Source organism: Actinoplanes sp. URMC 104 (assembly GCF_051386375.1).
In the GTDB taxonomy this organism is placed as follows: domain Bacteria; phylum Actinomycetota; class Actinomycetes; order Mycobacteriales; family Micromonosporaceae; genus Actinoplanes.
Genome location: NZ_JBPQTO010000012.1, coordinates 564912 through 581135, shown reverse-complemented (window position 1 = coordinate 581135; position 16224 = coordinate 564912). Strand labels below are relative to the sequence as shown.

Sequence of the window (16224 nt, the reverse complement as noted above, 5' to 3'; positions counted from 1 at the left end):
GTTGTGACAATCGAGCAGCCGGAATCCGAGGCTGCGACGGGGAGATGTCAGTGACCGAGGTTGTCACGTTCAGGAAGCTGCTGCCGCACGACCTGCGCAAGTTCGCCGCGGTCGCCCAGACGCTGGACAATCAGTGGGTGCCGCGACGGCTTCTCACCAGGATGATCGACCAGGGGCTGAGCCTGGCCGACGTGCGGGCCGAACGCGACGCCGTCGTCCGGACCGAGTACCTGCGGGCGGTCCTCAACGCCGAGCAGCTCGTCGTCAACCGGATGTACTTCTTCAACAACCCGGTCCTCGTCCGCGACTTCGCCCGGCCGGGACCCGACCGCGACGCGTTCCGCGACCTGCTCGAGTCCGCGGTCCTGGTGCCCTTCCTGTACGGGGAGGAATCGCCGGTCGACGACGACGCCGGCCCGCGCATCTCCGGCATGGCCGGCTGGCAGCCGTGGCTCGACGTGGCGCGGGAGACCGAGATGTCCTGCGTCCGGCTCGCGTGGAAGTCGAGCGAGGCCAACCGCGCGGCGATCGTGCGGGGCCTCAACGAGCGGTTCCACGAGTTCGTCCTGTCGCTGCGCTCGAAGTGCTACGACGGCGGCGACGAGGTCTTCGCCAGCCATCTCGGCCTGCCGCCGGAGCGCGCCCGCGAGCTGGGCTCGCGGCTCACCGAGGCGGCGGCGTGGGCCTTCTCCGCGGGCCACCGGGTCATGCGCGAGGAGTTCTACGCCGAGTTCGTCGTCGACGGCAAGCCGGCCGAGGGCCGCTACTCGTCGTCCAAGAAGTTCGCCGCCGAGCTGAAGCTGCTGATCGACCTGGCGTACAACACGTCGCTGCCCGAGACCCTCGACCGGTACCCGCTGCGCCCGGAGGACTCGCTCAACCGCTCGGCGCTGCAGGAGTGGACGCCGCGCACGGAGCGCCGCGAGGACGTGGTCGGAGAGGACCGGTTGCTCGAGCAGCTCGTCGTGCGCCGGGTCGCGTTCGACGTCGCGACCGACCGGCTCGCCGTCCCGCCGCTGGGCGATCTCGGCCTGGCGGACATCACCCGGGCCCGGCGCACCGACGAGTGGCACGCCTACATGGCAGCGCTGGCCGACGTGGTGGGGCACCCGGAGACGTTCGAGAGCGGCGCGCAGGCGCTCCGGCAGGCGTACGACGCCCTGCTGCGGCAGCTGACCCGGATCGCCGGCGCCCACCGGCGCAGCCTGCGCTTCTCCACCGGGTTCGGCTTCAACCTCGACTTCGCGGGCGTGCTGCTCAAGGCCCGGTACTTCGGCGGGCAGCTGCTCTACCGCCAGGTCGGCGTGCCACCGTCCGAGCCGCGGCCCACCCGCGGGATGTCGCGGGTGGTGGTCGCCGGCGACGACATCGAGACCCAGGACGCCCGGCGCGGGGGACACATCGTGGCCGTGGACCTCAAGCCGTTCCACGTCGAGGACCCCCGGGAGTTCCTCCGCGAGGCGGTCCGCCGGCTGGAGGAGGCCGGCGCGCGCCGGGTCGACGCGGGGCCGGGCACCCGCGACGGCGGGCTGGAGCGGGACCTCGAGGACGAGTCGGTATGACCGTGGCCGCGGTCTCCTGGGACGCGGTGGAGGCGATCGCCACCGCGGCCGGCGCCACCGCCACCCTGGTCGCGCTGATGGTCACGTGGTCGGCGTTGCGCCGCGAGTCGCGGGCCCGCCGCGAGGACGTCGCGCGGCTGGACCGGCACCGGCAGGAGGACGAGGCCGCCGCGGCCGGGCTGGTGATCTTCGGCGGCGCCGAGGGTGCGCTCAACTCGGGCAAGGCCACCCTGAAGCTGACGAACTTCGGGTCGCGGCCGGTCTTCGACGTCCGGGTCCAGCTGATCCGCGACGGCCGCCCGGTCGAGCTGACCGACGGGCGCGACACCGACGTCACGCGTCACGTGGTGCTCGAGCCGCAGGAGTCGCGGCCGGTCACCATGAACGCCCCGTACGGCGAGGAGCCGTTCGTCGCCGGGCGCGTCGAGTTCCGCGACGTCAACGGCCGGCTGTGGCGCCGCACCGACAACGGCCCCCCGCGGCGGCTGGGAGCCGACGGCAAGGAGCTGGGCCCGTGACCGCGCACGACGACGAGCGGCAGCGACGGGAACGGCGGCTCGACCGCTACGACCGGCTGCGCGCCGAGCGGCCCCGGCTGTTCGCCAACCCGCCGGGGGCCGCGTACGAGATCGTGGTCGACCGCGAGACGCAGCTGGCCTGCGCCGAGGACTGGGCCGGCCGCGCGCGGCAGCGCGGCCTGCCCGCCGAGTACGCCGACGTGGGCGTCGTCTACGAGGACAGCTACTTCATCGTCCTGCGCGACGCGGTCCGGTTCCGCGACGGCTCGCTGGGGCCGTACCTCCGGGTGGTCGGCGCGGTGGACGGCCCGGGCGCGGCCGTGCTGCCGGTCCTCGCCGACGGCCGGATCGTGCTGGTGCGCCACTTCCGGCACGAGGCGCGCGACTGGGTGTGGGAGGTGCCGCGCGGCTTCCCGGAGCCCGGCGAGGACGGCCCGGCAACCGCGGCGCGCGAGCTGAGCGAGGAGCTGGGCGTCACCGCGCGCGAGCTCCAGCCGCTCGGCCGGCTCGGCCAGGATGAGATCTATCTCGGGCGCATCGACGGGGCGCGCCTGACCGCGGACGCCGTCGAGGAGGGGCTGGACGAGATCCGGCCCGTCACCGCCGCCGAGCTCGCCGGCCTGATCGCCGGCGGGCAGGTCACCGACGGGTTCCTGCTCGCCGCGTACGCGATGGCGACGGCCCGGGGGCTGCTGTGAGTCAGGCGCGGCGGTCGAGGAACTCGTAGACGTCCTGGGCGTCGACGCCGGGGAACGTGCCCGGTGGCAGGGCGGCCAGCAGGTGCGAGTGCACCCGCGCGCTCGGCCAGGCGTTGCCCGCCCAGCGGTCGACCAGCGCGGCGGGCGGGCGGCGGCAGCAGGCGGGGTCGGGGCAGCGCGAGACCGTGCGCCGGGTGGTGTCGCCGCCGCGGAACCAGCGCGCGTGCTCGTACGGCGTGCCGACCGTGACCGAGAACTCGCCGGAGCGCGTCGACTCGATGTGGACGGTGCACCAGTACGTGCCCGCGGACGTGTCGGTGAACTGGTAGAACGACGAGTACGGGTCGTCGGCCTGGAAGATCGTGCGGGAGGCCCAGCGGCGGCAGATGGGCTGGCCCTCGATGGCGCCGGTGACGTCGGCCGGGAACCGTACGCCGTCGTTCTCGTAGGCCTTGTAGACGATGCCGCTCTCGTGCACGCGGGTGAAGTGCACGGGGATGCCGAAGTGGTGGGTCGCCAGGTTGGTGAACCGGTGCGCCGCGGTCTCGTAGGACACCCCGAACGCGTCGCGGAAGTCGTCGATCGCCAGTGCCCGGTCGGCCTTGGCCTCGCGCAGGAAGCCGACGGCGAAGTGCTCGGGCATCAGCAGCGCCGCCGCGAAGTAGTTGGCCTCCACCCGCTGGCGCAGGAAGTCGCCGTAGCCGGCCGGCTCGGGGTGCCCGAGCACGAAGTGGCCCAGCGTCTGCAGCACCACCGCGCGCGGGTCGTGGCCCTTGCCGCTGGCGATCTGCGGCAGGTAGATGCGCCGGTTCGCCAGGTCGGTCACCGACCGTGTCGAGCCGGGCAGGTCGTTCACGTAGTGCAACGTGAAGCCCAGTTGCGCTGCGATGTCGAGGATGCCGCGCTGCGACAGCGGGCCGGTGGTGTTGCGCACCGAGCGCAGCACCTCCGCGGCCGCCTGCTCGATCTCGGCGAAGTAGTTGTCGCGCTCGCGCATGTCGGCGCGCAGCTGCGCGTTGGCCCGGCGGGCCACCTCGGGGGTCGCGCTCTGCTCGGTGAGCAGCCGGTTGAGCTCGCGGTGCAGACCGACGAGCGACTCGAGCGCGTCGGCCGGCAGCCGCCGCCCGCCCTTGACCGCGGGCAGCCCCAGGCCGGCGTACGCGGGGGACTGCTGGAAGTGGGCCAGCTCGATCTCGAGCCCGGCCCGGCGGCTGGGCGCCTCCGGCCGGAGTAGATCTTGCAGCGGTACGCCGAGCGCGCCCGCGATCGCCTGCAGCACCGACAGCTTGGGCTCGCGCTTGCCGTTCTCGATGAGCGAGAGCTGCGACGGCGCCCGGCCGACGGCCTCGCCGAGCTGCTCGAGCGTCAGGTTCTTCGATTTGCGCAGGTGACGCAGGCGCTGCCCGAGCGTCACGAGATCGACGTCCGGCGAGAAAGGCGAAGCGGTCACGGGTTTGACGCTAGCAGAAATTCTTCATTTCTTCTGTTCACAGAAGCCTTCAAACGACCTTGGCGCTTCGGACAGAGTCAAATTCAACCCAAGCAACAAGGAGGGCTGGCAATGACTGATCAGCTGACCGAAGTCAGGGGCGGTACCGCTGCGGACCTCACCAGGACGTGGGCCGGCGATCCGCGGTGGCTGGGCATCAAGCGCACCTACACCGCGCACGACGTGGTCAAGCTCCGCGGCACGGTGCAGGAGCGGCACACGCTCGCCGAGCGCGGCGCGCAGCGGCTGTGGGAGCTGCTGCACAGCGAGGACTACATCAACGCGCTGGGCGCGCTCACCGGCGGTCAGGCCGTGCAGCAGGTGCGGGCCGGGCTCAAGGCCATCTACCTGAGCGGCTGGCAGGTCGCCGCCGACGCGAACCTGGCCGGCGCCACCTACCCCGACCAGTCGCTGTACCCGGCGAACTCGGTGCCCGCGGTGGTGCGCCGCATCAACAACGCCCTCATGCGCGCCGACCAGATCGACACCGCGGCCGGCAAGCATGAACGCGACTGGCTGGCTCCGATCGTGGCCGACGCGGAGGCCGGCTTCGGCGGGCCGCTCAACGCGTTCGAGCTGATGAAGGCCATGATCGTCGCGGGTGCGGCGGGCGTGCACTGGGAGGACCAGCTCGCCAGCGAGAAGAAGTGCGGCCACCTGGGCGGCAAGGTGCTGATCCCGACGGGCCAGCACATCCGTACGCTCAACGCGGCGCGCCTGGCGGCGGACGTGCTCGGCGTCCCGTCGCTGATCATCGCGCGGACCGACTCGCTGGCCGCCGACCTGCTCACCACCGACGTCGACGAGCGTGACCAGCGGTTCCTCACGGGAGAGCGGACGGCGGAGGGCTTCTTCCGGGTCCGCAGCGGACCCGAGGCGGCGATCGCGCGCGGCATCGCGTACGCCGACTACGCCGACCTGCTGTGGGTGGAGACCGGCAAGCCGGACCTGGAGTTCGCGAAGCTGTTCGCCGAGGCGGTGCACCGCGAGCACCCCGGCAAGATGCTGGCCTACAACTGCTCGCCGTCGTTCAACTGGAAGCGCAACCTCGACGACGCCGACATCGCCCGGTTCCAGAAGGAGCTCGGCGCGATGGGCTACAAGTTCCAGTTCGTCACGCTGGCCGGTTTCCACGCGCTCAACCACTCGATGTTCGAGCTGGCCCGCGGCTACGCCGAGACGGGCATGACCGCGTACGTGAAGCTTCAGGAGGCCGAGTTCGCCGCGGAGGCCGACGGCTACACGGCGACCAAGCACCAGGCGGAGGTCGGCACCGGCTACTTCGACGCCGTGGCGACCGCGCTCAACCCTTCCTCGTCCACGACTGCCCTCAAGGGCTCGACCGAGACGGAGCAGTTCTGATGGCCTCCGAGGAGATCACGATCACGGGCACGCAGGACGGCCGCTACTCCGAGATCCTCACCCCCGAGGCGATCGCGTTCGTCGTGGCGCTGGACCGGGAGTTCGGCGCCCGCCGCGTGCAGCTGCTCGAGCGGCGCCGCCGCCGGCGCGCCACCCGCACCGACGAGCTGGACTTCCTGCCCTCGACGGCCGCCATCCGCGACGATCCGTCGTGGACCGTGGCGCCGCCCGCACCCGGCCTGCTCGACCGGCGCGTGGAGATCACCGGGCCGCCCGAGCGCAAGATGACCATCAACGCGCTGAACTCCGGCGCGCAGGTGTGGATGGCCGACTTCGAGGACGCCACGTCGCCCACCTGGGACAACGTGGTGACCGGCCAGCTCAACCTGCGCGACGCGCTCGACAACAAGCTGGACTTCACCGCGCGCGACGGCCGCCGGTACTCCCTCGGCGACCGGCTGCCGACCATCATGGTGCGCCCGCGCGGCTGGCACCTGCCCGAGTGTCACCTGCGCATCGGCGGGCGGGCCGTGTCGGCCGCGCTGTTCGACTTCGGGCTCTACCTGTTCCACTGCGCGCAGCGGCAGCTCGACCGCGGCAGCGGCCCGTACTTCTACCTGCCCAAGCTCGAGTCGCACCTCGAGGCCCGGCTGTGGAACGACGTGTTCGTGTTCGCCCAGGAGCAGCTCGGCATCCCGCGCGGCACGATCCGGGCCACCGTGCTCATCGAGACGATCACCGCCGCGTTCGAGATGGACGAGATCCTGTACGAGCTGCGCGAGCACTCGGCCGGGCTGAACGCGGGCCGCTGGGACTACCTGTTCAGCATGATCAAGAACCGGCCCGACGTGGTGCTGCCGGAACGCTCGCAGGTCACCATGACCGCGCCGTTCATGCGGGCGTACACCGAACTGCTGGTCCGCACCTGCCACCGCCGCAACGCCCACGCCATCGGCGGCATGGCCGCGGTCGTGCCCAGCCGCGACCCGGTCGCCGCCAAGCGCGCCCTCAACCAGGTGCGCCAGGACAAGCGGCGCGAGGTCGGTGACGGCTTCGACGGCTCGTGGGTCGCGCACCCCGGCCTGGTCGCCACCTGCCGTGAGGTGTTCGACCAGTGGCTCGGCGACGAGCCGCACCAGATCGTCCGCAAGCGCGACGACGTCCGCGTCACCGCCGAGGACCTGCTCGACGTGCGCGCGGTGGGCGTGCAGGTCAGCGAGGTCGCGCTGCGCACCAACGTCAGCGTGGCGCTGCGCTACGTCGCGGCCTGGCTGGACGGCCGCGGCGCGGTCGCTCTGGGCGGGCTCATGGAGGACGCGGCCACCGCCGAGATCTGCCGCGCGCAGCTCTGGCAGTGGATCCGCAACGGCACGCCGACCGACTACGGCATCCCGGTCAGCGCCGCGCTGGTCACCCGGATGCTGCGCGAGGAGCTCGACGTGCTCAGCGAGACCGGCGCCCTCGACGAGGACGCCGCGCGGCGCTTCAGCCAGGCCCGCACGCTGCTGACCGTGCTGCTGACCGAGCGGACCTGCCCGGAGTTCCTGACGCTGCCGGCGTACCTGCGGCACCTGTCGGCCGGCTCACCGGTCGCGGCGCCCGTCGCCGCCTGACCTCCGGCGCGGCCCCGGTGCGCCGGGGCCGCGCCGCAGGCCGTCGAGGTGCTTGCGGACGGCGTCGCGGCTCAGCGTCATGCACTCGATGCGGCTGTTGAGCCGCTCGAGCTCGGCCGCGAACAGCCCGGCGAGCTCGCCGTCGTCCGCCGGTCCGGGGTGGTCGCGGCGCAGCAGCGGGATGATGAGCCTGGTGGGCAGGCCCGACCGGATCAGGCTGCTGATCAGCGCGGCCTGCTCGACGTGGGTCTCCTCGTACGAGCGGTAGCCGCTCGGCGTGCGCTGCGGCGTCAGCAGCCCGCGCTCCTCGTAGTACCGCAGCATCCGGACCGGGATCTGCGTGCGTCTGGACAGCTCGCCGATGCGCACGAATCGCTCCTTGACTCTCACATCTGTGTGAGACTTTACGGTCCTGAGCATGACCGCTCAACTGCCCTGGCGCGCCCTGCTCGTGCTCTCCGGCGCGGCGTTCGCCACCGTCACCGCCGAGCTGCTGCCGGCAAGCCTGCTGCTGCGGATCGGCCACGACCTGCACGTCTCGGCGGCGACCGCCGGCGGGCTCGTCGCCGCGTGGGCGCTGACCATCGCCGCCACCAGCGTCCCGCTGACCCGCCTCACCGCGCGCGTGCCGCGCCGCGTACTCATCCCGGCCGTCCTGCTGGTGATCGCCGGGGCCACCGCCGGCACCGCGCTCGCTCCCTCGTACGGCTGGGCGCTCGCCGGCCGGACCGTCGCCGCCGCGGGGCACGGCCTGTTCTGGTCGCTGCTCGTGCCGACGGTGGCCACGCTCGTCGCGCCCGGCTCGATCGGCCGGGCCGTCTCGGTGGTGCTGGCCGGCCCGGCCGTCGCGGGCATCGTCGGCATCCCGCTGGGCGCCACGGCCGGGGCCGCCCTCGGCTGGCGGGCCTGCTTCGTCGTGCTCGCCGTGCTGCTGGCGCTCGCGGCGCTGGTCATCCGCGCGCTGCGGCTCCCCGAGGCGCCGCAGCCGGCCGCACGTTCCCGGGGCGACGGCACGGCACTGTGGACGGTGCTCGGCGTCGCGCTCGCCGCGGGTCTCGTGCTGACCGGCCACTTCCTGCTCTACACGTACGTCGCCCCGCTGTTGCAGGACTTCGGCGGCTACGACGCCCCCACCAGCGGCGTGCTGCTGTTCGTCTTCGGCGCCGCCGGGGTGCTCGGCACCGCGCTCGCCGGCCGGCTCTCCGACCGCTTCCCCCGGCAGGCGCTGGGCTGGGTCAGCGTCGCGTTCGCCGCCGGAGCGGGCTCGCTGGTGCTGCTCGACCGGGGCGTCGCCGCGGCGGCCGTCGTGATCGCCGGCTGGGGCGTGCTGATCGGCGTGCTGCCGCCGGTCTACCAGACCCACCTGCTGCGCATCGCCCCGCCCGGCCGCGAGGCCACCGCGAGCGCGATCGGCATCACCGTGCTCAACCTCGGCATCGCCGCGGGCGCGCTGCTGGGCGGCGTGGTGCTGCAGCGGTGGCAGGCCGCCGCCCTGCCCGCCGTCGCCGCCGTCGTCATCGCCGTCGCCGCCGCGGGTCTGGTGGCGGCCGAGCTCCGGGGCCGCCGCGCCGTCCCCGCAGCGCCACGCCGGCCTTAGAGGCCGGCGGGCTCCCACCACGTCAGGTTGGCGGCCGCGCGGGACGCCGGCTCGATGATCTCCCAGCCCTCGGCGATCCGTCCGTCGTGGATCCGCCAGAGGTCGACGACCGCGATCTCCGCGCCGCGGCCGGGCAGCCGGCGCCGCGAGTGCACGACGACGTGGTCGCCGTCGGCCAGCAGGTGCAGGATCTCGACCTGCATGCCCGCGAGCGGCCCCAGCGCGGCGCCGACGGCGGCGAGCCACTCCGCCCTGGTCGAGGTGGCGCCGTCGGGCCTGCGGTGCACGAAGTCGTCGCTCAGCACGCTCGCGAGCGCCTCGACGTCGCCGGTCTCGATCAGCCCGGCCAGCGCGCGGCGGACGAGGTCCTTGTTGTTGTCCGTGGTCATGGAGGCAGTGTCGCGGCGGCCCCGCGGGGTGTCGATGAAACCGCATGTCATGGCGTCCGGCGCGACGATGCGTACGCTGCACGATCGTGCACACGGTCGGGGAGCTTCTGCGGCAATGGCGGCACCGCCGCGGACTCAGCCAGCTGGACCTGGCGATCGCCGCGGACGTCTCCGCCCGGCACGTCAGCCTGGTGGAGACCGGCCGGTCGCGGCCGAGCGCCGACATGATCCTCCGGCTCGCCGGCCAGCTGCGGGTGCCGCTGCGCGAGCGCAACCGGCTGCTGCTCGCCGGGGGCTACGCCCCTCGGTACGCCGAGCGCCCGCTCGGCGACGACGCGCTGGCGGCCGTCCGCGACGCCGTCGCCCGGATCCTGCGCGCCCACGAGCCGTACCCGGCTGTGGTCTTCGACCGCCGGTGGAACATCGTCCTGACCAACCGGGCGGTCGAACCGTTCTTCGCGCGGGTGGACCCGGTCCTGTTGCGGCCGCCGGTCAACCTGGTGCGGCTGGGGCTCGACCCGCGCGGGCTCGGCGGCCTGGTGGTCAACCGGGCCGACGTACGCGCGATGTTCCGCACCCGGCTCGCCCGGCAGCTCGCGGCCGCCCCCGACCCGGAGCTGACCGCGCTGTACGAGGAACTGTTCACGCCCGGCTCCGACGACGGGCCTGGCCTGCCGATCGACGCCGAGGTCGTGATGCCGATGGTCGTGCGCCTCGACGGCCGCGAGCTGCGGCTGTTCTCGACCATCACCACGTTCGGCACCCCGGCCGACATCACGGTCGAGGAGCTCGCGATCGAGTCGTACTACCCGGCCGACGCCGAGAGCGCCGCCTACTTCACCGGATAAATCGGTGGACCGGGCTCCGCGCCCGTGTCAGCATCGGACCGCAAACCGCCGAGAGGAGAACGACCATGCGCGCAGCTTCCACGCCCCGGACCCCTGACCGTCCTGCCGTGGAGATGCGTTTTGGCCTTTCTCAACCTCGGAGTCGTCGCCCACGTTGACGCCGGCAAAACCAGCCTGACCGAGCGCCTGCTGTTCGAGGCGGGCGTGCTCGCCGAGCCCGGCAGCGTCGACGCCGGCACCACCCGCACCGACGCGATGGAGCTCGAGCGCCGGCGCGGCATCACGATCCGCGCGGCGGTGACCTCGTTCGCGATCGGCGACCTCACCGTCAACCTGCTCGACACCCCGGGCCACCCCGACTTCATCGCCGAGGTGGAACGCTCGCTCGCCGTGCTCGACGCGGCGGTGCTCGTGGTCTCCGGCGTCGAGGGGGTGCAGCCGCAGACCGTCGTCATCTGGCGGGCGCTGCGCCGCATCGGCGTGCCCACCGTGCTGTTCGTCAACAAGGTCGACCGGGCCGGAGCGGACGTACGGCGGGTCGAGGCGCAGGCGCGGCACCGGCTCACCCCGCACCTGGTCGCGCTCACGGCGGTCGACGGCGAGGGCCGGCGCGACGCCCAGGTGAACGCGCTCCCGCTCAACGCCCCACCGGTCGTGGAGGCGGTCGCGGAGGTGGACGACCGGATCCTCGCCGCGTGGGTCGACGGCGAGCGGTCCCGGCGCGCCACGCTGCGGCGGGCCATCCGGCAGGGCGTACGCCGGGGCGCGCTCACGCCCGTCGTGCACGGCTCGGCGCTGACCGGGGCCGGGGTGCCGCAGCTGCGCCGGGTCCTGGCCGGTCTGCTGCCGCGTGCCCGCGACCAGCACGGCCCGCCCGCCGGCAGCGTGTTCGCCGTCGACCGCGACGAGCACGGCCGGCGCGCCTGGGTGCGGCTGTGGGCGGGCGAGCTGCGCGTACGGGACCGGGTCGCCTTCGACGGCCGCCGGCCCGAGCGGATCACCGAGGTCGCGGTCAGCCGGCACGGCGGGGTCCTGGTGGACCGGGCGGCCGGCGCGGGCCAGATCGCCGCGCTGCGCGGCACGTCGGCGCGGATCGGCGAGACCCTCGGCGTGCTGCCCGAGCGGCGTACGCACCGCTTCCCGCCCGCCACGTTGCAGGCGCTCGTGGAACCGGCCGACCCGGCACGGCGGACCGCCCTGTTCGCCGGCCTGGCCGAGCTCGCCGACGAGGACCCGCTGATCGACCTGCGGCTCGACGAGCAGGCGGGCGAGGCGATGGTCAGCCTGCACGGCGAGGTGCAGAAGGAGGTCCTCGCCGCGCTGCTGCAGGACCGGTACGGGGTCGAGGCGCGCTTCTCCGGCACCACCGTCGCGTGCATCGAGCGGGTGGCCGGCACGGGCGCGGCGCACGAACGGGTCAAGGAGCGCGGCAACCCGTACCTGGCCGGGATCGGTCTGCGCGTCGAGGCCGCGCCGGTCGGGCACGGCATCGAGTTCTCCGCCGGCATCGAACCGGGACGGCTGCCGCCCGCCTTCGTGGCCGCCACCGAGGAGGGCGTCCGCGCGGCGCTGCGCCAGGGCCCGCACGGCTGGCCGGTCACCGACTGCGTGGTCACGATGACGTCGTCGCAGTACTGGCCGCGGCAGAGCAGGCCGCACCAGAAGTTCGACAAGTCCATCTCCAGCGTGGCGGCGGACTTCCGCAACCTCGCCCCCGTCGTGGTCGCCGAAATCCTGCGCCGCGCCGGCACCCGGGTGTGCCAGCCCGTCAACCGGTTCGAGCTGGACCTGCCGCGCCCCGCGCACGGCCCGGTGACCGCGCTGCTCGGCCGCCTGGGCGCGCTCGTGCTCGACGTCGCAACCACCGGCGGGTACGTGCGGCTGGCCGGCCACCTGCCGTCCGCCCAGGTGCCTGCGCTCGCCGCCGCGCTACCCGACCTGACCGGCGGCGAGGCCGTCCTGGTGACCCGCTTCGACCACCACGCCCCACTGGCCGGCGCACAGCCACCCACCCAGCGCCGGCGCGGCCCCGACCCCGCCGACCGCGACGCCTGGTTCCGCGCCGTGCCGCGCTAGGGGCGTGCTGCCCGCGGACGCTGCGGTGAATCGCTCGGACGCTGCCACCCGCGACCGGCCCCGCCGACTCGCCGGCAAGGTGTCCGAGCGAGCCGCTTGTCGTGCGGAGGCCGGTGGGCGGTCACGGCTGGACGAATGACTCGTAGCGGTGCCAGCGGGCGTCGTCGTCGCGGGTCAGGACCGTGTGGAGGCGGTGGGCTAGCTCGGCGGCGGCGGGCCGGCGGGTGGGCGGAGCAGCAGGTAGGAGGCCAGCTGGAGGTCGCACAGCACGACCCGGCCAGCGGAGGTACGCAGCAGGTTGCCGGGGTGGACGGTGCCGGGCGGCAGGGTCCACGGCGCGGCGGACAGCTCGCGGGCCGTCTCGTCGCAGCGTTCGAGCAAGCGGCCGACCAGCTCGGGCATGGCCAGTCGGAGGTGGGCGAGGCTCCACGCCGAGTCCGCGGGCGTCGGAAGTAGCGGTGCTGCGAGATCTCAAACCACCGGAACGAGCGACGGGGGAACGGGTGGGTCCCGCGGATCAACCGGGTAATTCGGACTCAGCACCCGGACACGGGATGATCATCGACTGAAATGAGGAGGCCCCCCATGGCCAGCGTCACCCACACCCCGAGCAGCCTCGACGTCTCGCGGCGCCACCTTCGTGGTGAAGAGACCAAGCCGTCGTTCAAGACCAGCGAGCTCGTCGCCTACGTGCTCTCGGTCATCGGCGTGCTGGTCGCCTCGAACGTCGTGGGCGACGGCGCGGCCGAGAACGGCAGCGACTACTTCGCCGCCGACAAGGCGTGGTTCTACATCACGCTGCTCACCATCGGTTACATGATCAGCCGTGGCCTGGCCAAGGCCGGCAGCCGCACGACCGACCACGACCCGCGCACCCACTGACGCGGCGGTCGCCGAGCTCCCGGCGGGCCGGCCGTCTCCGCACGGCCCGCCGGGATCAGCCCCTTCCCGCCCGCGCCAGGGCCTGCTCGGCCTGGCCGGCCAGCGCCTCGACCAGGCCGGCCGCGGGCGGGCGGTCGCCGATCAGGTCGACGGCCTCGCCGGCCCACACGGGCAGCGGCGGGATGACGCCGCGCGCCAGGTCGTCGTCGTAGTCGCGGCGGGCCTGCGGGTCGGCGGCGGCGTCGGCCTCGCGGCCCTGCCAGCGTTCGAGGTGGGGATGGCCGAGCGTGCGGGCCGTGTACGCCGAGGGCCAGGGGGAGCCGCGCACGATGTCCAGCACGCTGTTGCGCTCGGTGTCCTCGCCGCGCCCGGCCAGGATGGCCGCGACGGTCGCGGGGTCGGCCAGCGACTCGGCGGTCGCCTGGAAGCGGGTGCCCAGCAGGGCGCCGGCCGCGCCCAGGGTCAGCGCGGCCGCGATGCCCCGGCCGTCTGCGATCCCGCCCGCGGCCAGCACGGGCACGGGACCGGCCAGGTCCACGACGGTGGGCACGAACGACAGCGTGGAGCGGCCACGCCGCGCGCCGTGACCGCCGGCCTCGGTACCTTGGGCGACGATGACGTCGGCGCCCAGGTCGAGGGCCTTTCGTGCCTCGTCGAGGCCGGTCACCTGCAGGATGAGCTTCGCCCCCGCCCGGTGGACCGCCGCCGCGTACGGGCCGGGGTCGCCGAACGACAGCATGACGGCCCGGGGACCGTACTCCAGGGCCTTTTCCACCACGCCCGGGCGCAGCGCCCAGGTCAGGAAGCCGACGCCCCAGGGCCGGTCGGTGCCCGCGGTCAGCAGCGGCACCTCGCGGGCCAGCCACTGCGCGTCGCCGTCGCCGGAGCCGAGCATGCCGAGGCCACCGCCACGGGAGACCGCCGCCGCCAGTGCGCCTCCGGCCGAGCCGCCCATCGGGGCGAGCGCGATCGGGTGCCGTACGCCGAGAAGCCGGGTGAACGCCGTGGCCAGCGCCATCGTCAGTCGTCCAGCCGGGCGATCGGGATCTGCTCGCCCTCGGCCCAGCTCAGCGCCTGCACGATGCGCTCGTGCGGGAACGGGCGTTGCCGGGTCGTCATGACCACCATGTGCGCGGCGCCCGGCAGGAACGGGTTCTGCGCGCCCGCGGCCTGCAGTTCCGCGTGCAGGTGCTGGGCCGTCTTGACGGCGTCGTCGAAGGCCAGCGCGGGCAGCATCAGCAGGAAGTCGTTCTCGCCGAGCCGGGTGATCCGGTCGGCGTCGCGCAGCACCCCGGAGAACACCGCGATGAGGCTCTCGTTGCGCAGCGCCCCGGTGCGGCGGCCCGCCTGTTCGGGCAGCTGGTGCGGCGGCGGCACGCGCACGGCCAGCAGCGAGACCGGCAGGGTGCCCGAGGCCGTCACGCCGCCGGCGCCCGCCCAGCGGCTGATCTCCTCCTCGGGCGCCACCGTCTCGGTCGCGGAGGTCTGCCGGCGCAGCCGCGCCAGCTCGGTGCCGGCGCGCTCGGTCCGCCCGACGAGCAGGTCGAGCACCGCGTCGGCGCGGCTCTCACCGGCGCCCGCGGGCACGTCCCGGACGTACGCGAGGACCTTGTCGATGCCCGCCCGCGCCTCCGGCGGCATCCGCTGCGCGAACGCCTGCTGCAGCTCGAGCAGCTTGTGCAGCGCGTCGTCGCGGCGCAGGCTGCACCACCCGTCGAAGAGCCGGCCCGCCTCCAGCGTCGCCGCCGAACCGGACACCTCCTCGCGGTCGCGCGCCTCCAGGACGGCGCCGAAGCGCGGGGTCAGCACCACGACCGTCCATTCCCGGGCGTACGGCTCCTGCTCGTCCAGCGCCACCAGGTGCGACCCGGCCGGCAGGTCCAGCGCCTGGTCGCCGACCAGCCCCACGACCGTGACCGCGGCCGCGCGGGCGATCCGCTCGTACACCTGCCGTTCGCGTTCGAAATAGGGCAGCCGCTGGAAGAGCGCCACCACCGCCATCGGCCCGTCCTCGGCCGCGGCGAGGGCCGCCCGTTCGATGGCGTGGGAGACGGTCACCAGCGTGCTCTTGGTGAGCAGAGCGGCACTCTTCGATGGGGGCACCGGGGCAGCTTAGGGGTTTCACCTCCGGCGGAGAAGCCTGTTCAGCGGACGGTTTCCCCGGGCGCGGCCGCGGCGGGCGCGCAGCCGGGTGAGCACCGCGGCGGTGACGGCCGCTCCGCCGGCGAGCGGCATCGCATACCGCAGCGCCGGGCGGGTCTCGATCGCCGTCCACACGCTGTGCTGCCGGGCGTGGTCGCCGACGGTGCCGGTCACCGTGTCGTGCGCGGGCAGCGGCGCGAACAGGTTGTCGGGCGCGTCCTCCGGCTTGGGGTCGTCGGTGAAGTGCACGCGGTAGCCGGCCCGCCGCATGACCGCGTCGACCAGCCGCGGCGCCGCCGCCTGGGCGGTGATCAGCGTCTTGGCCGCGCCGCCGACCACGATGTCGCGCACCGGATGCCTCGCGGCGAACAGGATGGCGTCGGCCACCAGCTCGGGCGGATAGACCGGCGGCGGCGCGATCGGCTTGACCCCCAGCTTGGTGCGGGCGTTGTCGAACAGCGGGGTGTTGATGGTCGCGGGCATCACGTTGGTGACGGTGACCGGCACCTTGTCGTGCCGGAACTCGACGCGGATCGCCTCGAGGAAGCCGTCGACGCCGTGCTTGGAGGCGGTGTACGCGCTCTGCAGCGGGATGCCGCGCTTGGCGCCCATCGAGGACACGTGGATGAGCGCCCCGCCGCCGTCGCGCCGCAGGTGCGGCAGCGCCGCCATCGCGCCGTGCACCTGACCCAGCAGGTTCACGTCGATCACCCGGGCGAACTCCTCGGGGGTGGTGTCCTCGAGCGCGGCGACCAGCAGCACCCCGGCCACGTGCACCCAGGTGTCGAGCCGGCCGTACGTCGCGACGGCCTGGTCGGCCACGGCCCGCATCGCGGCGGGGTCGGTCACGTCCGCCACCACCGCGGTGCCCTCCCCGCCGGTGTCCTTGATCTCGCGCACCAGCGAGTCGAGCCCGTCGAGGCTGCGGGCCGAGACCACCACCCGGGCGCCCTCGGCGGCGAACCGCAGCGCCGCGGCCCGCCCGATGCCGCTCGAGGCGCCCGCCACGACCACCACCTGGTCCTTGACGTGCCGGCGTCCACTCATG

At 73.9% G+C, this 16224-nt stretch carries 16 protein-coding genes; 9 read left to right on the top strand and 7 right to left on the bottom strand.

Features of this window, described 5'->3' with window-relative positions:
* Positions 1 to 50: 50 nt before the first annotated feature.
* From ACSNN8_RS41590 to ACSNN8_RS41580, 3 genes are read left to right on the top strand one after another with little or no spacing between them, the layout of a single operon-like run.
* Complete coding sequence (locus tag ACSNN8_RS41590; protein WP_436656661.1) at positions 51 to 1562, top strand: hypothetical protein; 1512 nt, start codon at positions 51 to 53, stop codon at positions 1560 to 1562.
* Positions 1559 to 2080 carry a hypothetical protein gene (locus ACSNN8_RS41585; RefSeq protein ID WP_436656659.1) on the top strand — a complete coding sequence of 174 codons (522 nt, stop codon included), beginning with the start codon at positions 1559 to 1561 and terminating at the stop codon, positions 2078 to 2080. Before ACSNN8_RS41590 ends, ACSNN8_RS41585 begins: the two co-directional genes overlap by 4 nt.
* A complete protein-coding gene (locus ACSNN8_RS41580) occupies positions 2077 to 2778 on the top strand; it encodes an NUDIX hydrolase (RefSeq protein ID WP_436656657.1) in 702 nt (233 codons plus the stop codon). Before ACSNN8_RS41585 ends, ACSNN8_RS41580 begins: the two co-directional genes overlap by 4 nt.
* A gap of 1 nt (position 2779) precedes the next feature.
* Here the strand turns inward: ACSNN8_RS41580 and ACSNN8_RS41575 are convergent, their stop codons facing one another.
* Positions 2780 to 4228, bottom strand: a complete 1449-nt coding sequence (locus ACSNN8_RS41575) for a helix-turn-helix domain-containing protein (protein WP_436656655.1) — start codon at positions 4226 to 4228, stop codon at positions 2780 to 2782.
* Between the two features lie 111 nt (positions 4229 to 4339).
* Here ACSNN8_RS41575 and aceA point away from each other — a divergent pair, with 111 nt between their 5' ends.
* Both aceA and aceB read left to right on the top strand, forming a co-directional pair.
* Complete coding sequence (aceA, locus tag ACSNN8_RS41570; RefSeq protein WP_436656653.1) at positions 4340 to 5629, top strand: isocitrate lyase; 1290 nt, start codon at positions 4340 to 4342, stop codon at positions 5627 to 5629.
* Positions 5629 to 7242, top strand: coding sequence for a malate synthase A (gene aceB, locus ACSNN8_RS41565; protein WP_436656651.1), 1614 nt, complete (start codon positions 5629 to 5631; stop codon positions 7240 to 7242). Before aceA ends, aceB begins: the two co-directional genes overlap by 1 nt.
* Here aceB and ACSNN8_RS41560 read toward each other — a convergent pair.
* Positions 7213 to 7611 carry a MerR family transcriptional regulator gene (locus ACSNN8_RS41560; RefSeq protein WP_436656649.1) on the bottom strand — a complete coding sequence of 133 codons (399 nt, stop codon included), beginning with the start codon at positions 7609 to 7611 and terminating at the stop codon, positions 7213 to 7215. The two genes, aceB and ACSNN8_RS41560, sit on opposite strands and share 30 nt — an antisense overlap.
* Before the next feature lie 49 nt (positions 7612 to 7660).
* On the opposite strand from ACSNN8_RS41560, the gene ACSNN8_RS41555 reads away from it, so the two are divergent.
* Complete coding sequence (locus ACSNN8_RS41555; protein ID WP_436656647.1) at positions 7661 to 8839, top strand: MFS transporter; 1179 nt, start codon at positions 7661 to 7663, stop codon at positions 8837 to 8839.
* Here ACSNN8_RS41555 and ACSNN8_RS41550 read toward each other — a convergent pair.
* Positions 8836 to 9228 (bottom strand): nuclear transport factor 2 family protein, encoded by a 393-nt coding sequence (locus ACSNN8_RS41550; protein WP_436656645.1) that lies wholly within the window; start codon positions 9226 to 9228, stop codon positions 8836 to 8838. The two genes, ACSNN8_RS41555 and ACSNN8_RS41550, sit on opposite strands and share 4 nt — an antisense overlap.
* 44 nt (positions 9229 to 9272) lie before the next feature.
* Here ACSNN8_RS41550 and ACSNN8_RS41545 point away from each other — a divergent pair, with 44 nt between their 5' ends.
* Together ACSNN8_RS41545 and ACSNN8_RS41540 are read left to right on the top strand one after the other, a co-directional pair.
* The gene (locus ACSNN8_RS41545; protein ID WP_436656643.1) at positions 9273 to 10076 is read left to right on the top strand and encodes a helix-turn-helix domain-containing protein; all 804 of its coding nucleotides are present in this window, start codon (positions 9273 to 9275) and stop codon (positions 10074 to 10076) included.
* Positions 10077 to 10196: 120 nt separating this feature from the next.
* Positions 10197 to 12152, top strand: a complete 1956-nt coding sequence (locus ACSNN8_RS41540; RefSeq protein WP_436656641.1) for a GTP-binding protein — start codon at positions 10197 to 10199, stop codon at positions 12150 to 12152.
* Positions 12153 to 12350: 198 nt separating this feature from the next.
* On the opposite strand, the gene ACSNN8_RS41535 is transcribed toward ACSNN8_RS41540, so the two are convergent.
* On the bottom strand, positions 12351 to 12554 hold the full coding sequence (locus ACSNN8_RS41535) for a hypothetical protein (protein WP_436656639.1): 204 nt from the start codon (positions 12552 to 12554) through the stop codon (positions 12351 to 12353).
* A gap of 183 nt (positions 12555 to 12737) precedes the next feature.
* Here ACSNN8_RS41535 and ACSNN8_RS41530 point away from each other — a divergent pair, with 183 nt between their 5' ends.
* A complete protein-coding gene (locus tag ACSNN8_RS41530; RefSeq protein WP_436656637.1) occupies positions 12738 to 13034 on the top strand; it encodes a hypothetical protein in 297 nt (98 codons plus the stop codon).
* Between the two features lie 55 nt (positions 13035 to 13089).
* Here ACSNN8_RS41530 and ACSNN8_RS41525 read toward each other — a convergent pair whose 3' ends face one another.
* The 3 genes from ACSNN8_RS41525 to ACSNN8_RS41515 are packed head-to-tail and all read right to left on the bottom strand — an operon-like array spanning position 13090 to position 16223.
* Positions 13090 to 14052 (bottom strand): NAD(P)H-dependent flavin oxidoreductase, encoded by a 963-nt coding sequence (locus ACSNN8_RS41525; RefSeq protein ID WP_436656635.1) that lies wholly within the window; start codon positions 14050 to 14052, stop codon positions 13090 to 13092.
* A gap of 2 nt (positions 14053 to 14054) precedes the next feature.
* Positions 14055 to 15137 carry a DICT sensory domain-containing protein gene (locus ACSNN8_RS41520; RefSeq protein WP_436656633.1) on the bottom strand — a complete coding sequence of 361 codons (1083 nt, stop codon included), beginning with the start codon at positions 15135 to 15137 and terminating at the stop codon, positions 14055 to 14057.
* 18 nt (positions 15138 to 15155) lie between these two features.
* Positions 15156 to 16223: an SDR family oxidoreductase gene (locus ACSNN8_RS41515; RefSeq protein WP_436656631.1), complete on the bottom strand. Its 1068-nt coding sequence runs from the start codon at positions 16221 to 16223 to the stop codon at positions 15156 to 15158.
* Position 16224: the final 1 nt, after the last annotated feature.